Origin of the sequence: Nonomuraea sp. NPDC050153, assembly GCF_044460125.1 — a bacterium.
In the GTDB taxonomy this organism is placed as follows: domain Bacteria; phylum Actinomycetota; class Actinomycetes; order Streptosporangiales; family Streptosporangiaceae; genus Nonomuraea.
This window is the reverse complement of sequence record NZ_JBITJQ010000029.1, coordinates 77,885-97,331: the sequence shown is the minus strand read 5'-3', so window position 1 is coordinate 97,331 and position 19,447 is coordinate 77,885. Positions and strand designations below refer to the sequence as shown.

General features: G+C 69.9%; 18 protein-coding genes and 1 pseudogene. 4 read left to right on the top strand and 15 right to left on the bottom strand.

Annotated elements, in window-relative coordinates:
* Nucleotides 1-84 precede the first annotated feature (84 nt).
* The 3 genes and pseudogenes from hisG to ACIBQ1_RS45800 form a co-directional block, all read right to left on the bottom strand.
* A complete protein-coding gene (gene hisG / locus ACIBQ1_RS45810) occupies nt 85-930 on the bottom strand; it encodes an ATP phosphoribosyltransferase (protein ID WP_397287415.1) in 846 nt (281 codons plus the stop codon).
* 64 nt (nt 931-994) lie between these two features.
* Nucleotides 995-1,258 (bottom strand): phosphoribosyl-ATP diphosphatase, encoded by a 264-nt coding sequence (locus ACIBQ1_RS45805; RefSeq protein WP_192785690.1) that lies wholly within the window; start codon nt 1,256-1,258, stop codon nt 995-997.
* Nucleotides 1,259-1,459: 201 nt separating this feature from the next.
* Nucleotides 1,460-1,540, bottom strand: a pseudogene (locus tag ACIBQ1_RS45800) (hypothetical protein); the annotation flags it as partial.
* Nucleotides 1,541-1,770: 230 nt separating this feature from the next.
* On the opposite strand from ACIBQ1_RS45800, the gene ACIBQ1_RS45795 reads away from it, so the two are divergent.
* From ACIBQ1_RS45795 to ACIBQ1_RS45780, 4 genes are all read left to right on the top strand, one after another.
* On the top strand, nt 1,771-2,811 hold the full coding sequence (locus ACIBQ1_RS45795) for a LacI family DNA-binding transcriptional regulator (RefSeq protein ID WP_397287413.1): 1,041 nt from the start codon (nt 1,771-1,773) through the stop codon (nt 2,809-2,811).
* A 229-nt stretch (nt 2,812-3,040) separates the two neighbouring features.
* Nucleotides 3,041-4,261: an extracellular solute-binding protein gene (locus ACIBQ1_RS45790; RefSeq protein ID WP_397287411.1), complete on the top strand. Its 1,221-nt coding sequence runs from the start codon at nt 3,041-3,043 to the stop codon at nt 4,259-4,261.
* 91 nt (nt 4,262-4,352) lie between these two features.
* On the top strand, nt 4,353-5,264 hold the full coding sequence (locus tag ACIBQ1_RS45785) for a carbohydrate ABC transporter permease (RefSeq protein WP_397287409.1): 912 nt from the start codon (nt 4,353-4,355) through the stop codon (nt 5,262-5,264).
* Nucleotides 5,264-6,223: a carbohydrate ABC transporter permease gene (locus tag ACIBQ1_RS45780; protein WP_397287407.1), complete on the top strand. Its 960-nt coding sequence runs from the start codon at nt 5,264-5,266 to the stop codon at nt 6,221-6,223. The genes ACIBQ1_RS45785 and ACIBQ1_RS45780 overlap by 1 nt, the downstream gene beginning before the upstream one ends.
* On the opposite strand, the gene ACIBQ1_RS45775 is transcribed toward ACIBQ1_RS45780, so the two are convergent.
* From ACIBQ1_RS45775 to ACIBQ1_RS45720, 12 genes are all read right to left on the bottom strand, one after another.
* On the bottom strand, nt 6,213-7,208 hold the full coding sequence (locus ACIBQ1_RS45775; RefSeq protein WP_397287405.1) for a glycoside hydrolase family 5 protein: 996 nt from the start codon (nt 7,206-7,208) through the stop codon (nt 6,213-6,215). The genes ACIBQ1_RS45780 and ACIBQ1_RS45775 overlap by 11 nt on opposite strands.
* Complete coding sequence (locus ACIBQ1_RS45770; protein ID WP_397287403.1) at nt 7,205-9,646, bottom strand: glycoside hydrolase family 2 protein; 2,442 nt, start codon at nt 9,644-9,646, stop codon at nt 7,205-7,207. The genes ACIBQ1_RS45775 and ACIBQ1_RS45770 overlap by 4 nt, the downstream gene beginning before the upstream one ends.
* 87 nt (nt 9,647-9,733) lie before the next feature.
* On the bottom strand, nt 9,734-10,756 hold the full coding sequence (locus ACIBQ1_RS45765; RefSeq protein WP_397287401.1) for a LacI family DNA-binding transcriptional regulator: 1,023 nt from the start codon (nt 10,754-10,756) through the stop codon (nt 9,734-9,736).
* 118 nt (nt 10,757-10,874) lie between these two features.
* Complete coding sequence (locus tag ACIBQ1_RS45760) at nt 10,875-12,704, bottom strand: DEAD/DEAH box helicase (RefSeq protein ID WP_397287399.1); 1,830 nt, start codon at nt 12,702-12,704, stop codon at nt 10,875-10,877.
* 308 nt (nt 12,705-13,012) lie between these two features.
* Nucleotides 13,013-13,372, bottom strand: coding sequence for a metal-sulfur cluster assembly factor (locus tag ACIBQ1_RS45755; protein WP_185076963.1), 360 nt, complete (start codon nt 13,370-13,372; stop codon nt 13,013-13,015).
* Entirely contained in the window at nt 13,369-13,806 is a 438-nt protein-coding gene (gene sufU / locus ACIBQ1_RS45750; protein WP_350740058.1) for a Fe-S cluster assembly sulfur transfer protein SufU, read from the bottom strand. Before sufU ends, ACIBQ1_RS45755 begins: the two co-directional genes overlap by 4 nt.
* A 2-nt stretch (nt 13,807-13,808) precedes the next feature.
* Complete coding sequence (locus tag ACIBQ1_RS45745; RefSeq protein ID WP_397287397.1) at nt 13,809-15,065, bottom strand: cysteine desulfurase; 1,257 nt, start codon at nt 15,063-15,065, stop codon at nt 13,809-13,811.
* Nucleotides 15,062-15,808 carry a Fe-S cluster assembly ATPase SufC gene (gene sufC / locus ACIBQ1_RS45740; RefSeq protein WP_397287395.1) on the bottom strand — a complete coding sequence of 249 codons (747 nt, stop codon included), beginning with the start codon at nt 15,806-15,808 and terminating at the stop codon, nt 15,062-15,064. The genes ACIBQ1_RS45745 and sufC overlap by 4 nt, the downstream gene beginning before the upstream one ends.
* Nucleotides 15,809-15,813: 5 nt before the next feature.
* Nucleotides 15,814-16,134, bottom strand: coding sequence for a non-heme iron oxygenase ferredoxin subunit (locus ACIBQ1_RS45735; RefSeq protein ID WP_366325007.1), 321 nt, complete (start codon nt 16,132-16,134; stop codon nt 15,814-15,816).
* On the bottom strand, nt 16,131-17,252 hold the full coding sequence (gene sufD, locus ACIBQ1_RS45730; RefSeq protein ID WP_397287393.1) for a Fe-S cluster assembly protein SufD: 1,122 nt from the start codon (nt 17,250-17,252) through the stop codon (nt 16,131-16,133). Before sufD ends, ACIBQ1_RS45735 begins: the two co-directional genes overlap by 4 nt.
* Entirely contained in the window at nt 17,252-18,664 is a 1,413-nt protein-coding gene (gene sufB / locus ACIBQ1_RS45725) for a Fe-S cluster assembly protein SufB (protein WP_397287391.1), read from the bottom strand. Before sufB ends, sufD begins: the two co-directional genes overlap by 1 nt.
* Nucleotides 18,661-19,359: a metalloregulator ArsR/SmtB family transcription factor gene (locus tag ACIBQ1_RS45720; protein WP_185079281.1), complete on the bottom strand. Its 699-nt coding sequence runs from the start codon at nt 19,357-19,359 to the stop codon at nt 18,661-18,663. Before ACIBQ1_RS45720 ends, sufB begins: the two co-directional genes overlap by 4 nt.
* Nucleotides 19,360-19,447 lie beyond the last annotated feature (88 nt).

Below are 19,447 nucleotides of genomic sequence, written 5' to 3'. Positions count from 1 at the left end.
CGCTATGGCCGGGCTTCCCGGGCGGTTAGTGCGTTCCCTCCGGCGTTGGCCGTGACATTTGTCAGGCCAACGCCGGGCCGGACGTCACACGCGGCAGGCGTAGATGTCGGTGACCAGGATCGCCCGCGCGCCGATGTCCCACAGCTGGTCCATCACCAGCTGGTGGCCCTGGCGGCGGACCATGACGCGGACGGCCACCCAGCCCTCGCGGTGCAGCGGGGAGACCGTGGGGCCCTCCATGCCGGGCGTGAGCGCGATGGCATCCTCGATGCGCTCGGCCCGGATGTCGTAGTCCATCATGACGAAGTCGCGGGCGTGCACGACGCCCTGGATACGGCGGACGAGCTGCTCGACGGCGGGCGTGTCGGGCGCGCTCTGCTGCTTGATCAGCACCGCCTCCGAGCGCATGATCGGCTCGCCGAACACCTCCAGGCCGACGTTGCGCAGCGTGGTGCCGGTCTCCACGACGTCGGCCACCGCGTCGGCCACGCCGAGCCGGATGGCGGTCTCGACGGCGCCGTCGAGCTTGATCACGCGGGCGTCGACGCCCTGGTCGGAGAGGTACTTGTCGAGCAGGCCGGCGTAGGAGGTGGCGATGCGGCGGCCGTTGAGGTCGGCGGTCGAGGTCATCGTGCCGGCCATGGCGGCCAGGCGGAAGGTGGAGGCGCCGAAGCCGAGCGGCATGACCTCCTCGACCGGCGCGCCGGAGTCGACCAGCATGTCGCGGCCGGTGATGCCGACGTCGAGCGTGCCTTCGCCGACGTAGACGGCGATGTCGCGGGGTCGCAGGAAGAACAGCTCGCAGCCGTTGGCCTCGTCGACGACGACGAGCTCCTTGCTGTCCCTGCGGGACCGGTAGCCGGCCTCCTTGAGCATGTTCTGGGCCGCCTCGCTGAGCGAGCCCTTGTTGGGTACTGCCAGACGCAGCATGTTCGGATCCTCGATCTGTCTCGCTGTTGCTTCTCCAGGGGCTGGGTGGCGGGCGCCGGGCGCCCTAGAGATGCTTGTAGACCTGGTCGAGGCCGATGCCCTTGGCGATCATGAGCACCTGCACGTGGTAGAGAAGCTGGGAGATCTCTTCGGCGGCCCTGTCGTCTGACTCGTGCTCGGCGGCCATCCAGCTCTCGGCGGCCTCCTCGACGACCTTCTTGCCGATGGCATGGACGCCGGCGTCGAGGGCGGCCACGGTGCCCGAGCCCTCGGGCCGGGTCCTGGCCTTCTCGGACAGCTCGGCGAACAGCTCTTCGAAGGTCTTCATGGTCTCTCTCGTGGGTTGGCTGACGTGCTCGTCAAGCCTAGTCTGCGCGAGAGGGTGACGCCGCCCCGCGTCCGCCACGCGAGACGGCCTCGCCAAATGGCCACCGGCGCGCCACCCGGGGGCCACACCTGGCCGGCGCCGCCGACCGCGACCGCTTCCACCAGGGGGTGCGCCCTGGCCCCGGCTGTCCATGACGAAGACCGCGTAGCCGACGCCGGGCCAGAGCAGCCAGTCGATCGGCAGCCCCCGCCCGCCGCCTAGCCCTGGTGCTCGACCACGCACGGCACCGGCCCGGCGGCCTGGCGCGGGACGAGGAGCCTGTATTCGCGTAGCTGGGCGAGTGGCATGTCGACGAACATCGGCGCTCCTGGAGGACATGCCTGGGTGCCCTCACCGTAACGGCGATCGCGTGGGCGCGATCATCCGGTCACGGACGGCGGGCGCATGATGCCAGGAACGCCGTAGTTATCGCTGATACGGTTCAGTGAAAGTTTCAGGGAGAGGAGCACGGGGTGAAGAGGCCAACGATCGCCGACATCGCCAGACGGGCCGGCGTGTCCAAGGGGGCCGTCTCGTACGCGCTGAACGGCCAGCCCGGTGTCTCCGCCGAGACCAGGGCCCGCATCCAGGCGATCGCCCAGGAGATCGGCTGGCGGCCCAACGTGGCCGCGCGCTCGCTCAGCGGCGCCAGGGCCGACGCCATCGGCCTGGTCCTGTGCCGCCCGGCCCGCTTCCTCGGCGTGGAGCCGTTCTTCATGGAGCTGATCAGCGGCATCGAGGGCGAGCTGGCGGCCAGCTCGTGCGCGCTGATGCTGCAGGTGGTGCCCGACCACGAGACCGAGATCGCGGTCTACCGGCGCTGGTGGGGCGAGGGCCGGGTGGACGGCGCGATCCTGGTCGACCTGCACGCCGACGACCCCCGGGTGCCGGTGGTCGAGCGGCTGGGGATGCCGGCGGTGGTGACCGGGCACCCGTCGGGCGCCGGCTCGCTGCCCGCGGTGTGGTCGGACGAGGTGGCCGTGCTGCGCGAGGTGATCGAGTATCTCGCGGCCCTCGGCCACCGGCGCATCGCCCGGGTGGCCGGGCTGCCGGCGCTGCTGCACACCAGGATCAGGGACGAGGCGTTCGCGGAGATCTGCGCCGGGTCGGAGGTGGCCGAGCACCCGGTCGTCCACACCGACTACACCGGCGAGCAGGGCGCCCGCGCGACGCGGCGGCTGCTGAGCTCCCGGTCCAGGCCCACCGCGATCGTCTACGACAACGACATCATGGCGGTGGCGGGGCTGTCGGTCGCCCAGGAGATGCGCCTGGACGTCCCCGCCGAGCTGTCGATCGTGGGCTGGGACGACTCGCCGCTCTCCCAGGTGGTGCGGCCGGCGCTGACTGCGGTGACGCGCGACATCCCCGCCTGCGGCGCGCACGCCGCCCAGACCCTGCTGCGCCTGATCGGAAGCGGGGAGACGGGGAGCCTGGAGGGGCCGCCGGCCCGCCTGCTGCCCAGGGGGAGCACCGCTCCCGCGGGCCGTGACCGAACCGTTTCACGGGCCATGTAGCCACAGGTCAGCGCCGCCATAAGGGGAAACATTTCAGCAACCTCTGAGGCTGGCTATTGTAACTTACCCGTTTAAGTGGTGAGATCCCTACACCATTGATTTTGGGCGCCAGTCGTGGGGATGCCCTCGCACATCCGCACGCCCTTTCGCGGGGAGTCCCGGTGCCCATCCGACCGATAGATCGGACAGCCCCATGCGACGAACGATGGCAGCGTGCAGCGCGGTCCTGTTGACGGTCCTCAGCGCGGCCTGCGCCACGAGTGGCCAGACGGAGACCAAGCAGGCAGACCAGAACGCCCCCGCGACCCTGTCCTTCTGGTCCACGGGCGGAGATGACGAGACCGCGACCTTCCAGAAGGCGGCCGACCTTTACCACCAGAAGCACCCGAACGTGACGGTCAAGGTGCAGACCCTGTCGTGGAGCGACGCGTACGCCAAGTTGCTGGCGGCGGCCACCAGCCGCAACGGCCCCGACGTCATCTCGGGCGGCATGACCTGGACCATCCAGTTCGGCACCAGGGGCGCCATGGTGGACCTGCGCAAGTACGGCGCCGACTCGCTCAAGGCGCAGGCGCTGCCGGCCCAGTGGGAGTCGGCCATCTCCCCCGACGGCTCCGTGTACGGCGTGCCGCTGGACATGTCGACGCTCGCCCTCTACTACCGCACCGACCTGCTGGAGAAGGCCAAGGTCGAGCCGCCCAAGACCTGGGAGGAGCTCACCGCGGCCATCGACAAGCTCAAGGCCGCCGGCGTGAAGAAGCCCTACAGCCAGGACTGGGGCAACCTGGACTGGATCGGCTACTTCAACTACCTCTACCAGGCGGGCGGCTCGTTCTACACCGCGGACTGCAAGCCCTCGCTCAACACCCCGCAGGCCGAGCAGGCGCTGACGTACTGGGCCGACCTCTACAAGAAGCACGGCGCGCCCACCGCCACCGTCGAGGGCTCCGACGCGCTCGACACCGGCACCGCGATGGTGGTGGCGGGCAACTGGATCGCCAAGGGCATCGACATCAACAAGCCGAAGCTGAAGGGCAAGTGGGCGATGACCACGATCCCGGCGGGACCCGCCGGGCCGACCGCGTTCATCGGCGGCCGGGCGATCGGCGTGACCTCCTTCAGCAAGTACGTGGAGACCGGCGCGGACTTCGTCAAGTTCATGTACAGCGACGAAGCCGTCGCGGCGATCTCGGACGAGGCCAGGAAGCGGAACATCTCCTACATCTCGCCACGCGCCGACAAGATCGTGAACGGCTCGGTGTTCGCTCCCGAGCAGGCTCAGGTGTTCGAGGCGTCGATCAGGACGGGCAAGGCCGCGCCGGGCTGCCCGGGCTGGGACGAGAGCGCGCCGGACGTGACCAAGCAGCTCCAGTCGGTCATCCTGGGCAAGTCAGACGCCAAGACCGCGCTGGCGGAGGCCGCCAAGGTCATGGAGCGCAACGCCGGCTAGCCGCCCGCCGGGACCGGCGCGGGCTGATGATCCGGCCCGGTCCCGGCCCCGATCCAGGAGTCCGATCCGGAGTCTGACCCAGGAGTCTGACATGGCCTCCCCCATCCCCCTGCGCAGCAGGCTGCGCCGCTACGGCACCTCGTACGCGATGCTGCTGCCCTTCCTCGCGCTGTTCGCGGGCTTTCTGATCTGGCCGCTGGCCAACTCCCTCTACCTGAGCTTCACCAAGTTCGACGGGATCAATCCGGCCGCGTTCACCGGCCTGGAGAACTTCCGGCAGCTGGCGTCGGACGGCAGGTTCCGCCACGCGCTGGGCAACACGGCCCTGTACGTGGTGGCCTCGGTCGTGTTCGGCACGCTGCTGTCGCTCGGCCTCGCCCTGGCCTTCAACGGCACCGGCTGGCTGCACCGGATCATGCGCACGGTGTTCTTCCTGCCCTCGGTGACCTCCTCCATCGCGCTCATGCTGATGTGGAAGTGGGTCCTGTACCCCAGCGACGTGGGCCTGGCCAACACGATCGTGGGCTGGTTCGGCGGCAATGCGGTCGCCTGGCTGGCCACGCCGGGGCTGACGATCCCCATCCTGGTCGTGATGTCGGTGTGGGGCGGCATGGGCTATGGCATGGTGCTGTACGTGGCCGGCCTCGGCTCGATCCCCGAGGAGTACTACGAGGCGGCCAAGATCGACGGCGCCTCGACCTGGCACCGGTTCCGCCACATCACGCTGCCGCTGCTGCGCCCCGTCACCACGTACGTGGTCGTGACCGGCCTGATCGGCGCCTTCCAGGTGTTCGAGGCCGTCTACATCGTCTTCTCGACGGGCGCCAACACCATCGGCGGTGTGCTCGACTCGGGCCTGATGATCGTCCCCTACCTCTACGACCAGGGATTCACCCACTTCAGGCTGGGCTACGCCTCGGCGATCGCCTGGGTGCTCTTCCTGGTCATCTTCGTGCTGAGCCTCATCAACCTGCGCGTGGGCCGCGCCATGAAGGAGCTGTGATGGCCGTCGCCCCGATGGACACGATCGCCCCCGCGCCGCAGCCGTCCCGGCACGCGGCCCCGGCAGGCGGCAGCCGGCGCGCGAAGATCAACGGGCATCTTCTGCGCCTGCCGTTCTACCTGCTGGCGCTGACGATGATCGCGCCGTTCTACTGGCTGCTCATCACGGTGTTCAAGCCGCCGAGGGAACTGGCCAGGACGCCGCCGTCGTTCGTGCCGCAGTCCCCCACGGTGGCCAACTTCTACGACACGGAGTGGACTCCGAAGGGGATCAACCCCGGCCACCTGGCGGGCATCTTCCAGCGCTACCAGGTGGACCTGGGATTCTGGCGGTTCATGCTCAACAGCCTCGTCATCACCACCGCCATCACCGTCGGGTCGCTGCTGATCTGCTCGCTGGCCGCGTACGTGATCTCCAAGCACGACATCAAGGGCCGCCGGACGATCTTCCTGCTGATCATCGCCTCGATGATGGTGCCCTGGCAGACGACGCTGATCCCGAACTACGTGATCATGCGGAACCTGGGCTGGCTGGACAACTACGCCGCCTACATCGTCCCGGCGCTGGCCAAGGCGTTCGTGCTGTTCTTCCTGGTGCAGTTCCTGCAGTCGCTGCCGAACGAGCTGATCCAGGCGGCCAGGGTGGACGGCGCCGGGGAATGGCGGATCTGGTGGAAGATCGTGCTGCCGCTGCTGCGGCCGGCGCTCGCCGCGATGTCGATCTTCATCGTGCTCGCGGAGTGGAACAACTTCCTCTGGCCGCTCATCATCGTCCAGAGCGACGAGATGGCGAACATACCCGTCGCCCTGGCCCGGCTCAACTCCTACTACGTGGGGCCGGATCACCAGGGCGCGATCATGGCGGGCGGGCTGCTCGCGTCGGTCCCGACGATCGTCTTCTTCGTGATCTTCCAGAAGTACTTCACCCGCGGCATCGCCCTCAGCGGCCTCAAGGGCTGACCCGGTGCGCCTGGAGCAGCTCCAGGAGGTCCCGGTCCACCGGGAACCCGTCGAGCTGCTCGAAGCGCGCACCGGGCCGCCGGTGCCCGATCACCCCGAACGGCCCCTGGAACTCCCACAACGCGTATCCCCAACCGAACGAGGCGAACACGCCGAGCACGTCGGACAGCCAGCGCAGCGCGACGTCGTTCGGCGTGCGGTCGTAGCAGCCGAACTCGCCCACGTGAACGGGCACGCCCTGCGCCGCCACCTCCCGCCACGGGGCGTAGAAGTCGCGCAGCGCGGCCCGATCCCAGTGCCGCCCCTGGTAGTCGCCGGGGTAGACGGGCTCGGGCAGGCCCTTTGAGCCGGGCCACCACTCGGCCCGGTAGTGGCTGACGCTCATCGGGGCGTAGCCGCGGGTGCTGTGCACGGCGCCGAGGTCGGCCAGCTCCGGCATGGCCAGGTGGCCGCCGCCCAGCCCGTCGATCACGATCGGCCGGTCCGGGTCGGCCCGCCGGATCTCCGCCGCCACGCGGCGGATCACCGTCTCGTGCGCCGCCCTGGTGAACCCCCGCTCCCCCACGGCGGGCGGCTCGTTGACGAGGTCGAAGGAGAGCTCGTCGGCCGGCACGCCCCGGTAGCGGCGGGCGAAACCCGCCCAGACGGCGGTGAAGCCGTCCTGCGCCGCACGGTCGGCCCAGAGGTTGTGGTGCTCGCTCTCCCAGCCGGTGATCACGTAGCCGGGGGCGCGGTGGAGGTTGAGCGAGAGGTGCAGGCCGCGCTCGCGGCAGGCGTCGAGGTAGGTGTCCAGCACCTCCAGGACGCGCTCGTCGGGGTGGGCGTAGTCGAGCCCGTCGGTCCAGAAGCGGTAGTCGCACGGCATGCGCACGAAGTCGAAGCCCCATGCGATGATCGCGTCCAGCGCCCGTTCGTCGACGGGCGCGGGCTTCACCCCGGGGTCCTTCCAGAACATCCACTGCAGGTTGAAGCCGTAACGCCTCATCGTCGCACCACCACATCGTTGACGCAGCGCAGCACCGGCGCGCGGACCAGGGCCCGCTCGTCCAGACCCGCCGTACTGATCAGGAACTCGGCCCGCTCGCCCGGCAGCAGCGTGACGAGCTGGTCGTCGGCCCGCGCGTCCGGGTCCAGCCGGTCGGGGAAGACGGCCAGGTCACGCAGGAGCGTTCGCGCGGTGACCGTCAGCCGGAGCCCGCCGGGGACGGCCTCGGCCGCCGTGTCGTAGCGCGGCGCGGGCAGGCGCAGGTCCCGGTCGGGCGCGAAGAACCACAACGCCCGGTCCACCTCCAGGTCGCCCCCGCCCGGTTCGGTGATCGCGGCGGCGATCAGCTCGCTCGCCGCCTCGCCCGGTCCGGCGACGGGAGCGGCCAGCGGCAGGGTGACGACCGCCCGCGGCGGCACGTCCAGCTCAAGGTCCTGCGCCGCGAGCGCGGCGCCGTCGAAGCCGTGCCGTACGGCCCGCGCCCGCGCCCGCCACGGCAGCGCGGTGTCGTTGACGGCGACCAGCGCCAGGCCGCCGTCGCGCGGCTGCACGGTCAGCAGCCGGTCGGCGTACGCCCGGCGCAGCGCGTGGAACAGCGGCTTGCGCCGGCCGTCCCCGTCCACGGCCGACCAGGAGGTGACCGGCCAGCAGTCGTTGAGCTGCCACACCACGCTGCCCGCGCAGTGCGGCCACAGGGCCCTGAAGTGCTCCACCCCGAGCTGGATGGCGCGGGCCTGGTTGACCTGGGTGAGGTAGTGCCAGTCGTCGAAGCTCTCGGGGACCGGGAAGTGCGGCTTGAGCCCGGCGGCCAGCTTGAGGTTGCCGTCGACGGCCTTCTGGTGGTGCAGCAGGCCCCGGGAGCCGGGCAGCAGCGGCTCGTCGCTGATCGCCCGGCGGATCGTGGCGTACGCGGCGGGCCCCTGGAAGCCGAACTCGGCGGCCATGCGGGGCCGGTAGTCGCGGTAGACGGTGTAGTCGCGCTCGTTCCACACGTCCCAGATGTGCATGGTGCCGCGGGCCGGGTCGTTGGGCGGCAGGTCCATGGAGCCCGAGTAGGGGCTGCCCGGCCAGTACGGGCGGGTCGGGTCCAGCTCGGCCACGACGCGCGGCAGCGTCTCCAGGTAGAAGCCGCCGCCCCAGCTGCGCCCCTGGAGCCGCTCCTGCCAGCCCCAGTCGGCGTAGCCCTCGATGTTCTCGTTGTTGCCGCACCACAGGACCAGGCTCGGGTGCGGGCTCAGCCTGGCGACCTGCTCGCGCGCCTCCGCCTCCACCTCGGCCCCGATCGGGTCCTCCTCGGGATAGGCGGCGCAGGCGAACGGGAAGTCCTGCCAGACCATCAGCCCGAGCCGGTCGCACAGGTCGTAGAAGTCCTCGCTCTCGTACAGGCCGCCGCCCCACACGCGGATGAGGTTGACGTTCGTCTCGCAGGCCTGGGCGAGCCGGGCGGCGTAGCGGTCGCGGTCGACCCGGCTGGGGAAGCAGTCGTCGGGGATCCAGTTCACCCCTCTGACGAACACCTCGACCCCGTTGACGGCCAGGGTGAAGGCCCCGTCGCCGGTAGCCAGCCGCACCTCGCGCAGCCCGATCTCGCGGCGCCACACGTCCTCGCCGGCGGTCACCTCGAGCTCGTACAGCGGCTGCCCGCCGTACCCTCTCGGCCACCACAGCTCAGGGTCGGGCACCTCCAGCGTGAGCACGGCCTCGTCGCGGTCCCCGGGGATCACGGCGCGGGCCGTCACTCCCTTGATCGCCGCGGTCACCTCGGCGGCGCCCGTCTTCTCGACCCGGACGTGGACGTCCACCCTGGCCGTCCCGTCCTCGACGGTGACCAGCGGCCGGACCTCGGCGATCCTGGCCCCGCTCCACTCGTGCAGCCCGATCGGCCGCCAGATGCCCGCCGTGACCAGCGTCGGGCCCCAGTCCCAGCCGAAGTTGCAGGCCATCTTCCTGATGAAGTTGTAGGGCTGGGTGTAGGCGCCCGGCCGGTCGCCGAGCTCCTCCCGCAGCCGCTCGGCGTATTCGAGCGCCGACCCGAACGTGACCGTCAGCCGGTTGCTCCCGGCCCGCAGCGCATGGCGGACGTCGAAGCGGTACGAGCGGTGCATGTTCGCGGACTCGCCCACCGGCACGCCGTTGAGCTCGACGGCGGCCACCGTGTCGAGCCCCTGGCACACGAGGTCGACGTGCTCGTGCCCGGTGCCGTCCCACGAGAACTCCGTCTCGTAACGCCACTCGGTGCGCCCGATCCAGGCCAGGCGGGTCTCGTTGTCGTCGAGGTAGGGATCGGGGATCAGCCCCGCGGCGAGCAGGTCGGTGTGCACGCAGCCGGGGACCGTCGCCGGCACCGGGGCCGACACCGGGGCCGGGGCCGGGGCCCGCACGTCGCCGCTCGCGGAGCGGACGGTCCAGGCTTCATGAAGGGGGCGGAACGGGCTCATCAACCCTCCGGGCTCGAGCAGCGGGGAATTGTCATCGCATCACTAAACCCGTTTAGTTTCAATCTTTCTTATGGTGACTGAACGGGTTCATGGGATGTGCGCACGGACCGGGGCGGTGCTGCCCCTGCTGACCATGCGCGGGTTGGCCTGTCGCGTGTCGGCCACCTCGCGGCCCTGGACCAGGTCGAGCAGGGCCCGGGCGGCGTGGGCGCCGTAGGCGGCGATGTCCCTGCTGACCGCCGTCAGGTGCGGCCGGGCCAGCAGGCACAGGGCGGAGTCGTCCCAGGCCACGACGGACAGCTCGCCGGGCACCGAGATCCCGGCCTCACGGGCGGCGGCGGTGCCCGCGACCGCCATCACGTCGTTGTCGTAGACGATGGCGGTCGGCCTGCCGGGCCCGCGCAGGAGGTCGAGCGTGGCGCGCTCGCCGCTCTCGCCGCTGTAGTCGGCGTACACGGTGACGCTCTCGACGCCCAGCCCGGCGGCGGTCGCCCGCATGGCGGCGGTCCTGACCCGGGTGTGCATGAGCTCCTCGGGGCCCGCGACCCTGGCGATCCTGCGGTGCCCCAGCCCGGCCAGGTGCTCGATCACGGTGGAGAGCGCGCCGCCGTCGTCGATCCAGACGGCGGGCAGCCGCCCGGTCCCGCCTGGGCCGCCGATGACCACGGCGGGCAGCCGCAGCTCCTCCAGCACGGCGATCCGGGCGTCCTCGGCCCGCAGGTCCACGACGAACACCCCGGCGACGCGGTGCTGGGCCCACCATTTCCGGTAGATCGAGATCTCGGCCTCGTGGTCCTCGGTCATCTGCAGCAGCAGCCCGACGGACGCCGCCGACAGCGTGGCCTCGATGCCGGAGATCAGCTGCATGAAGAACGGCTCCAGCCCCAGCGTGCGCGCCGGGCGGTCCACGACCAGGCCCAGCACGTCGGGCCTGCCGTCGAACAGGGCCCGCGCCAGGCTGTTGGGCTGCCAGCCCAGCTCGGCGGCGATGGCCTGGATGCGGCGGCGCGTCTGGCTGGAGACGCCGGGACGGCCGTTCAGCGCGAACGACACGGCCCCTTTCGAGACGCCGGCCCTGCGCGCGATGTCGTCGATCGTGGGTCGCTTCATCGGCCGCCCCTCGGGATTTACCGGTTCATATATGTCGCAAACGCGACTCTACGCAAATGACACCGCCCGCCGCATCCCTTGCGGGACGCGACGGGCGGGTCAGCGATGAAGAACCGGGTCAGCGCTCGAAGCGGCGGCCCGAGTTGCGGCGGTAGCCGCCGCCGTTGCCGCCGCGCTCGTCAGAGCGGCCACCGCCGGAGCGGTAGCCGTCGCGCGGGGCGCGCTCGTCGGAGCGGTAGCCGCGGTCGCGGTCGGCCGAGAACGGGCGGCTGCGGTCGGAGGCGTAACGCCCGCCGCGGTCCTCGGAGCGGTAGCCGCCACCGCGCTGGCCACCGCGGTCGTCCTGGCGCAACGGCCGGTCGTCGGAGCGGTAGCCGCCGCGCGGCCCGCCGTCACGGCGCCGGTCGTCCCCGAAGGTACGCGGCTCCTGCGAGCGCCCGAACGGCCGCTCACCGTCGGCGTGCCGCCGCGGACGGCGGTCCTCGCCCGAGTTGAAGGAGCGCTCGCCGTCCTCGTGGCGGCGCGGACGACGGTCCTCACCCGAGCCGAAGGACCGCTCGCCGTCCTCGTGCCGCCGGGGGCGGCGGTCGCCGTCGAAGTCGCGGCGCTGGCGACGGCCGTTGCGGCGCTCGCCGCCCTGGCCACCGCCCTCACGGCGAGGACGCAGAGGCTTGCGGACGTCCGGCTCCCAGACCGGGATGGCCTCGCCGCTCGGCGTGCGGGCACCGGTCACCTCGGCCACCCGCGGGTGGCCGGGCGTGGCCTTCAGGCGGAACGGGTGGATGCCGGCCCGCCGGGTGAGCGCGTCGGTGGAGCGGCGCTCGCTGGGCAGCACCAGCGTGACCACGGTGCCCTTCTCGCCGGCGCGGGCGGTGCGCCCGCCCCGGTGCAGGTAGCTCTTGTGGTCCTGCGGCGGGTCCACGTGCAGCACCAGGCTGATGTTGTCGACGTGGATGCCGCGCGCCGCGACGTCGGTGCAGACGAGCACGTTGATGGCGCCCTCGCGGAACTCGGCGAGGATGCGGGTGCGCTGGTTCTGGCGCTTGCCGCCGTGCAGGCCGCCCGACTTGACGCCGACCCTGGCCAACTGCTTGCAGAGCCGGTCGACGCCGTGCTGGGTGCGGACGAAGACGATCGTACGGCCCTCGCGGTTGGCGATCTCGGCGATGACGTCGAACTTCTCGTCACGCGTGACCTGCATCACGTGGTGCTCCATGGTGTCGACCGGCGAGGTCGCGGGCGCCACGGAGTGGGTGATCGGGTTCTTGAGGAAGCGCTGCACCAGCTTGTCGACGTCGCCGTCGAGCGTGGCGGAGAACAGCAGCCGCTGCCCGTCGGTCGGGGTCTGCGCGAGCAGGTCGGTGACGACGGGGAAGAAGCCGAGGTCGCACATGTGGTCGGCCTCGTCCAGGACGCTGACCTCGACGTCGGCGAGCGAGCACTCGCCCTGCCGGATGAGGTCGCCGAGCCGGCCGGGCGTGGCGATGACGACGTCGACGCCGCGCCGCAGCGCCTCGATCTGCTTGCCCATGGACATGCCGCCGACGACGACCTTCATCCGCAGCCCCAGGCCGCGGCCCAGCGGCTCCAGGGCGTCATGCACCTGGAGGGCGAGCTCGCGGGTGGGCACGAGGATCATCGCGCGCGGGTGGCCGGGGGCCGGCTTCACACCGGCGATGCGGGCCATGGTGGGCAGGCCGAACGCGAGCGTCTTGCCGGAGCCGGTCTGGCCGCGGCCGAGCACGTCGTTGCCGGCGAGCACGTCGGGAATGGTCGCGCTCTGGATGGGGAACGGGCTGTCGATGCCCTGCTTGGCCAGCCCGGTGATGAGCGGCTTGGGCAGGCCCAGGAGCTCGAACTCGGACGGCCGCGCCTCGGCGTCTCTCTCCGGGGCGGAGTCCGCCGGACCGGCGTTCTCGTCGAATGCGGGCATGACAGCGTCAAGCATGGTCACGAAAGTCGTGCCTTTCCGTCGAAGTGGCACGTCACTTCTGCGAAAGGACGAGCCGGGACGTGCGGCGCACGCCGCACAGGGGTTCTGGTCACCCGCCGTACGGGCGGGTCAAATCATTTAAGGGGGTAACACACCGGGCACCGGCCGCAGGCGATGCGAGACGCGCGATGAGACGTCAGGTGCGTTTGTTACCAACGCCGGGATGTTATCTGAAATTCCCCGGACGGGCCCGGACTTTCCGCAACCCTCTATGGCACGCTGAAACGGCTGACGAGTGAACGTCAGCCGTAACAGCAAAAAGATCAGACATTAAATCCTAGCATACGGAGCTGCTCGCGCCCCTCGTCGGTGATCTTGTCCGGGCCCCACGGCGGCAGCCAGACCCAGTTGATCTTCACGTCGGACACCATGCCGTCGAGCGCCGAGTGGGCCTGGTCCTCGATGACGTCGGTCAGCGGACAGGCCGCGCTGGTCAGCGTCATGTCGATGGTGGCCACGGGCCGCGCGCCGTCGGCCGGGTCGAGGTTGAGCCCGTAGATGAGGCCCAGGTCGACCACGTTGATGCCGAGCTCGGGGTCCACGACGTCCTTGAGCGCCTCCATGACCTCTTCGACGGTCGTCTCGCCGTCGAAATCGGTCGGAGTCTCCACAGGCTTACTCATCGGGCACTCCTCACTACCGCATCCTTATAGGCCATCCACGACAGCAGCGCGCACTTGACGCGCGCCGGGAATTTGGCCACGCCCGCGAACGCGACCGCGTCGCCGAGCACTTCCTCGTCGGCCTCGACCTGGCCCCTGCCCTGCATGAGCCTGGTGAACTCGTCGACCACGGAGAGCGTCTCCTCGACCGTCGAGCCGGTGGCGAGCTCGTGCAGCACCGAGGCGGCGGCCTGGCTGATCGAACAGCCCTGTCCGTCGTAGGAGACGTCCAGGACCTTGCCGCCGTCGCCCACCTTCACCCTGAGCGTGATCTCGTCGCCGCACGTCGGGTTCACGTGGTGAACCTCGGCGTCGTACGGCTCGCGCAGCCCCCGCCCCTGCGGGTGCTTGTAGTGCTCCAGGATCAACTCCTGGTACATCGACTCGCCGATCATGGCTATGCGAACACCTTCTGAACGTGATGGAGGCCGCGGACCAGGGCGTCGATCTCGCCCGTGGTGTTGTACAGGTAGAACGACGCCCGCGTGGTCGCCGGTATTCCGAAGCGCAGGTGCAGGGGGCGCGCGCAATGGTGACCGACGCGTACGGCGACGCCGAACTGGTCGTCGAGGATCTGCCCGACGTCGTGCGGGTGGATGCCCCCCAGCGTGAACGACACCGTGCCGCCCCGCTGCTCCAGCGAGTCGGGCCCGATGAGCCGCAGGGTGGGCACCTCGCGCAGGGCGTCGAGCGCGTAGGCCGTCAGCGTGCGCTCGTGCGCCTCGATGGCCGCCATCCCGACCTCGGTGAGGTAGTCGACGGCCGCGCCCAGCCCGATGGCCTCGACGATCGGCGGCGTGCCGGCCTCGAACTTGTGCGGCACCGGCGCGTACGTCGAGTGGTCCATCCAGACCGCCTCGATCATCTCGCCGCCGCCCAGGAACGGGGGCATGGCGTCGAGCAGCTCGGCCTTCCCCCACAGCACGCCGATGCCCGACGGGCCGACCATCTTGTGTCCGGTGAAGGCCACGAAGTCGGCCTCCAGCCCGGCGACGTTCACCGGGTGGTGCGGCACGGACTGCGACGCGTCCAGCATGATCAGCGCACCGACCTCGTGCGCCCGCCGGGCCACCTCGACGACCGGGTTGACGGTGCCGAGCACGTTGGACTGGTGGGCGATCGAGACGATCTTCGTCCGCTCGGTGATCACGGACGGGTCGTAGTCGAGCCGTCCTTCGTCGGTGACGCCGAACCACTTCAGCGTCGCGCCGGTGCGCTGCGCGAGCAGCTGCCACGGCACGATGTTGGAGTGGTGCTCCATCTCGGAGATGACGATCTCGTCGCCGGCCCCGAGCGTGAAGCGCGGATCGGTGTTGATGGGGTTGCCGAAGGCGTACGCGACGAGGTTGAGCGCCTCGGAGGCGTTCTTGGTGAAGATCACCTCGTCGCGCGACGGCGCCCCGACGAACGCGGCGACTCTGTCGCGGGCGCTCTCGTAGGCGTCGGTCGATTCGGCGCCGAGCACGTGCATGGCCCGTCCGACGTTGCTGTAGTGCAGCGCGAAGTGGTCACGCATGGTCTCGATGACCTGATTGGGCTTCTGGGAGGAGTTGCCCGAGTCGAGATAGACGAGCGGACGCCCGTCGGGCAGCTCGCGGGAGAAGATCGGGAAATCCTTCCTGACCTTCTCCACGTCAAAGCTGATCTGAGTCATGCAGATGCCTTCGTGTACTGCTCGTAGCCCTCGGCCTCGAGCTTCTCGGCCAGCTCCGGGCCGCCCTCCTCGACGATCCGGCCGCCCGCGAAGACGTGGACGAAGTCCGGCTTCACGTACCGCAGGATGCGGGTGTAGTGCGTGATCAGCAGCACGCCGGTGTCGCCGGAGGCGCGGAAGCGGTTGATGCCCTCCGACACCACGCGCAGCGCGTCGACGTCGAGGCCGGAGTCGGTCTCGTCGAGCACCGCGATCTTCGGCTTGAGCAGCTCGAGCTGGAGGATCTCGTGGCGCTTCTTCTCGCCGCCGGAGAAGCCCTCGTTGAGGTTGCGCTGGGCGAACGCGGCGTCGATGGACAGCGCGTCCATGCCGCCCTTGAGGTCCTTGGCGAACTCGCGCAGCTTGGGCGCCTCGCCGCGGACCGCGGTGACGGCCGAGCGCAGGAAGTTCGAGACCGACACGCCGGGGACCTCGACCGGGTACTGCATGGCCAGGAACAGGCCCGCGCGGGCCCGCTCGTCGACCGACAGCTCCAGCAGGTCCACGCCGTCGAGCAGCACCTGGCCGCCGGTGATCGTGTATTTGGGGTGGCCGGCGATCGCGTAGGCGAGCGTCGACTTGCCCGAGCCGTTGGGGCCCATGATGGCGTGGGTCTCGCCGGAGTTGACGACCAGGTTGACGCCGCGCAGGATTTCCTTGTCCTCGACGGCGACGTGGAGGTCGCGGATCTCAAGGGTGGACATGGTTGTTATGACTCCTTCGAGAGCGAGACGAGCACGTCATCGCCGTCGATCTTGACTGTGTAGACGTTCACGGGCTGGGTGGCGGGCGGGCCGGTGGGCTTGCCGGAGCGCACGTCGAAGCACGAGCCGTGCAGCCAGCACTCCAGAGTGCCGTCGTAGACCTCGCCCTCGCTGAGCTTCACCTCGGCGTGGGAGCAGACGTCGTGCAGGGCGAACACCTCGCCGCCCTTGCGCACGAGCGCCACCGGCGTCTCGTCGACCTCCACCCCGATTACTCCCCCGTCGGGGATGTCGTCGAGCTTGCAGACCTTCTCGAACGAACTCATCGCGCGAGCTCCGCCTCCAGCGCGCTCAGCACGCGCTCGCGGATCTCCTCGACCTCGATCTTCTCGACGAGCTGGCCGAGGAAGCCCCTGATGACCAGGCGGCGGGCCTCGTCGAAGGGGATGCCACGGGCCTGGAGGTAGAAGATGTGCTCGTCGTCGAGCCGGCCGGAGGCGGAGGCGTGCCCCGCCCCGGCGACCTCGCCGGTGAGGATCTCCAGGTTGGGCACCGAGTCGGCGCGGGCGCCGTCGGTCAGGATGAGGTTGCGGTTGAGCTCGTAGGTGTCGGTGCCCTCGGCCTCGACGCGGATGATCACGTCGCCGATCCAGACGGCGTGCGCGTCCTCGCCCTGCAGGGCGCCGCGGTAGTCGACGTTGCTCTTGCAGTTGGGCTGCGAGTGGTCGACCAGCAGGCGGTGCTCCAGGTGCTGCCCGGCGTCCACGAAGTAGACGCCCGACATGTCGGCGTCGCCGCCGGGAGCGGTGTAGGAGACGTTGGGCGACAGGCGTACGAGGTCGCCGCCGAGCGTCACCACGAAGCTGCGGAACGTCGCGTCCTTGGCCAGCTGGGCGTGGTGATGGGAGACGTGGACCGCGTCGTCGTCCCAGTCCTGCAGGCTGACGACCCTGAGCGAGGCGCCGTCGCCGACGACGAACTCGATGTTGTCGGCGTAGACCGCGCTGCCCTTGTGGTCGAGCACGATCACGGCCTCGGCCAGCGGCTCCACCTTGACCACGATGTGGCCGTACGCGGCGCCGTCGCCCGAACCGGTCAGCGTCAGCACGGTCGGCTTGGAGGTGACGGCCTCGCGCGGCACCGTGACCACGGTGGCCTTCTCGAAGCTGGTCCACGCCTGGGCGCTGACCCGGTCGGTCGGCATGAACGACTTGCCGACGCGGGCGTCGTCGCGGCCGACCGTCTCGACGATGACCTCGGGCGCCGCCTCGACGTCGACCCGGACGTGACCGACGGCGTCGGCCTTGCCGTTGTGCAGGCCCTTCAGGCGCGAGAGCGGCGTGAAGCGCCAGGCCTCCTCGCGCCCGGTCGGGACCTCGAAGTCGCCCAGCTCGTAGGACGCCTTCTCGTGCAGGGTCGACAGGGGCTTCTCGTTCAGGCCCATCAGCCGACGGCTCCTTCCATCTGCAGCTCGATCAGCCGGTTGAGCTCGAGCGCGTATTCCATGGGCAGCTCGCGCGCGATCGGCTCCACGAAGCCGCGCACGATCATCGCCATCGCCTCGTCCTCGTCGAGCCCGCGGCTCATGAGGTAGAAGAGCTGGTCCTCGCTGACCTTGGAGACCGTGGCCTCGTGACCCATCTTGACGTCGTCCTCGCGGACGTCGACGTAGGGGTAGGTGTCGGAGCGGCTGATCTGGTCGACCAGCAGGGCGTCGCACTTGACGGTGCTGGCGCTGCCGTGGGCGCCCTCCTCGATCTGCACGAGACCGCGGTAGGAGGTGCGGCCGCCGCCGCGCGCCACCGACTTGGAGATGACGCTGGAGCTGGTGTGGGGCGCCAGGTGCACCATCTTGGAGCCGGCGTCCTGGTGCTGGCCCTCGCCCGCGAACGCGACGCTCAGCGTCTCGCCCTTGGCGTGCTCGCCCATCAGGTAGACGGCCGGGTACTTCATCGTGACCTTGGAGCCGATGTTGCCGTCGATCCACTCCATGGTCGCGCCCTCGTACGCCACGGCGCGCTTGGTGACCAGGTTGTAGACGTTGTTCGACCAGTTCTGGATGGTCGTGTAACGGCAGCGGGCGTTCTTCTTCACGATGATCTCGACGACCGCGCTGTGCAGCGAGTCGGAGGAGTAGATCGGCGCGGTGCAGCCCTCGACGTAATGGACGTAGCTGTTCTCGTCCACGATGATCAGGGTCCGCTCGAACTGGCCCATGTTCTCGGTGTTGATCCGGAAGTAGGCCTGCAGCGGGATCTCGACCTCGATGTTCGGCGGCACGTAGATGAACGAGCCACCGGACCACACGGCGCTGTTGAGGGCGGCGAACTTGTTGTCGCCCACCGGGATGACCGAGCCGAAGTATTCCTGGAAGATCTCCGGGTGCTCCTTCAGGCCCGTGTCGGTGTCGAGGAAGATGACGCCCTTCTCCTCAAGGTCCTCACGGATCTTGTGGTAGACGACCTCGGACTCGTACTGGGCGGCGACACCGGCGATGAGGCGCTGCTTCTCCGCCTCGGGGATGCCGAGCTTGTCGTAGGTGTTCTTGATGTCGGCGGGCAGCTCGTCCCAGGAAGCGGCCTGCTTCTCGGTGGAGCGCACGAAGTACTTGATGTTGTCGAAGTCGATGCCGGTGAGGTCGGAGCCCCAGGTGGGCAGCGGCTTGCGGTCGAACAGGCGGAGGCCCTTCAGGCGAAGGTCGAGCATCCACTCCGGCTCGTTCTTGAGAGCGGAGATGTTGCGGACGACCTCCTCGGACAGGCCGCGCTTGGCCGCCGCCCCGGCGGCATCCGGGTCGGCCCAGCCGAACTTGTAATTCCCGAGGCCTTCCAGCTCCGGGCGGTCGGTGACAGTCACCTTCCGGTCTCCTTGCTTTTGTCTCTATGTGCGGATTCACCCAGCGACTGTGGGCTCACATGTGTCGTGCAGACCCCGTCGCCGTGGGCGATCGTGGCCAGGCGCTGCACCGGGGTGCCGAGCAGCTGCGCGAACGCCTCCGTCTCGGCCTCGCAGAGCTGCGGGAACTCCGCAGCCGCGTGGGCCACCGGGCAGTGGTGCTGGCAGAGCTGGTCGCCGCCCGACTTGGCCTTGCTGGCCGAGGCGGCGTACCCCTCCGCCGACAGCGCCTGCGCCAGCACTTGCACGCGCTGGTCCGCCGGCACCGTCCGCATGACCGGCTCCAACCGCTTGAGCAGGCTCGAGACCTGCAGGCGGGCGAAGTCGGCCACCGCTTCCTCTCCCATGCGCTCGGCCAGGAAGCGCAGCGCGCTCCCGGCGAGGTCGTCATAGGCGTGCTCGAAAGCACTGCGCCCCGCGTCGGTGATCGCGAACAGCTTGGCGGGGCGTCCGCGCCCGCGCTGCCCGCGCGGCCCGACCGTGCGAGGCTCTATCATCCCGTCGGCCAGCAGCGCGTCCAGGTGACGGCGGACGGCGGCGGGGGTGAGCCCCAGCCGCTCGCCCAGCGCGGCGGCCGCGACGGGACCGTGCTCAAGGATCAGCCTGGCGACGCGGGCACGGGTGCTCCGCTCGCTTCCTGGCTCTATCCCTGGCACGTTTTTCACAACATCAGTGTGCCGTAATTCCTTCCCAGTTCACAAACGGATCTGAGCAGCCCGGGAATGGAATTTCTCACGCAGGGTA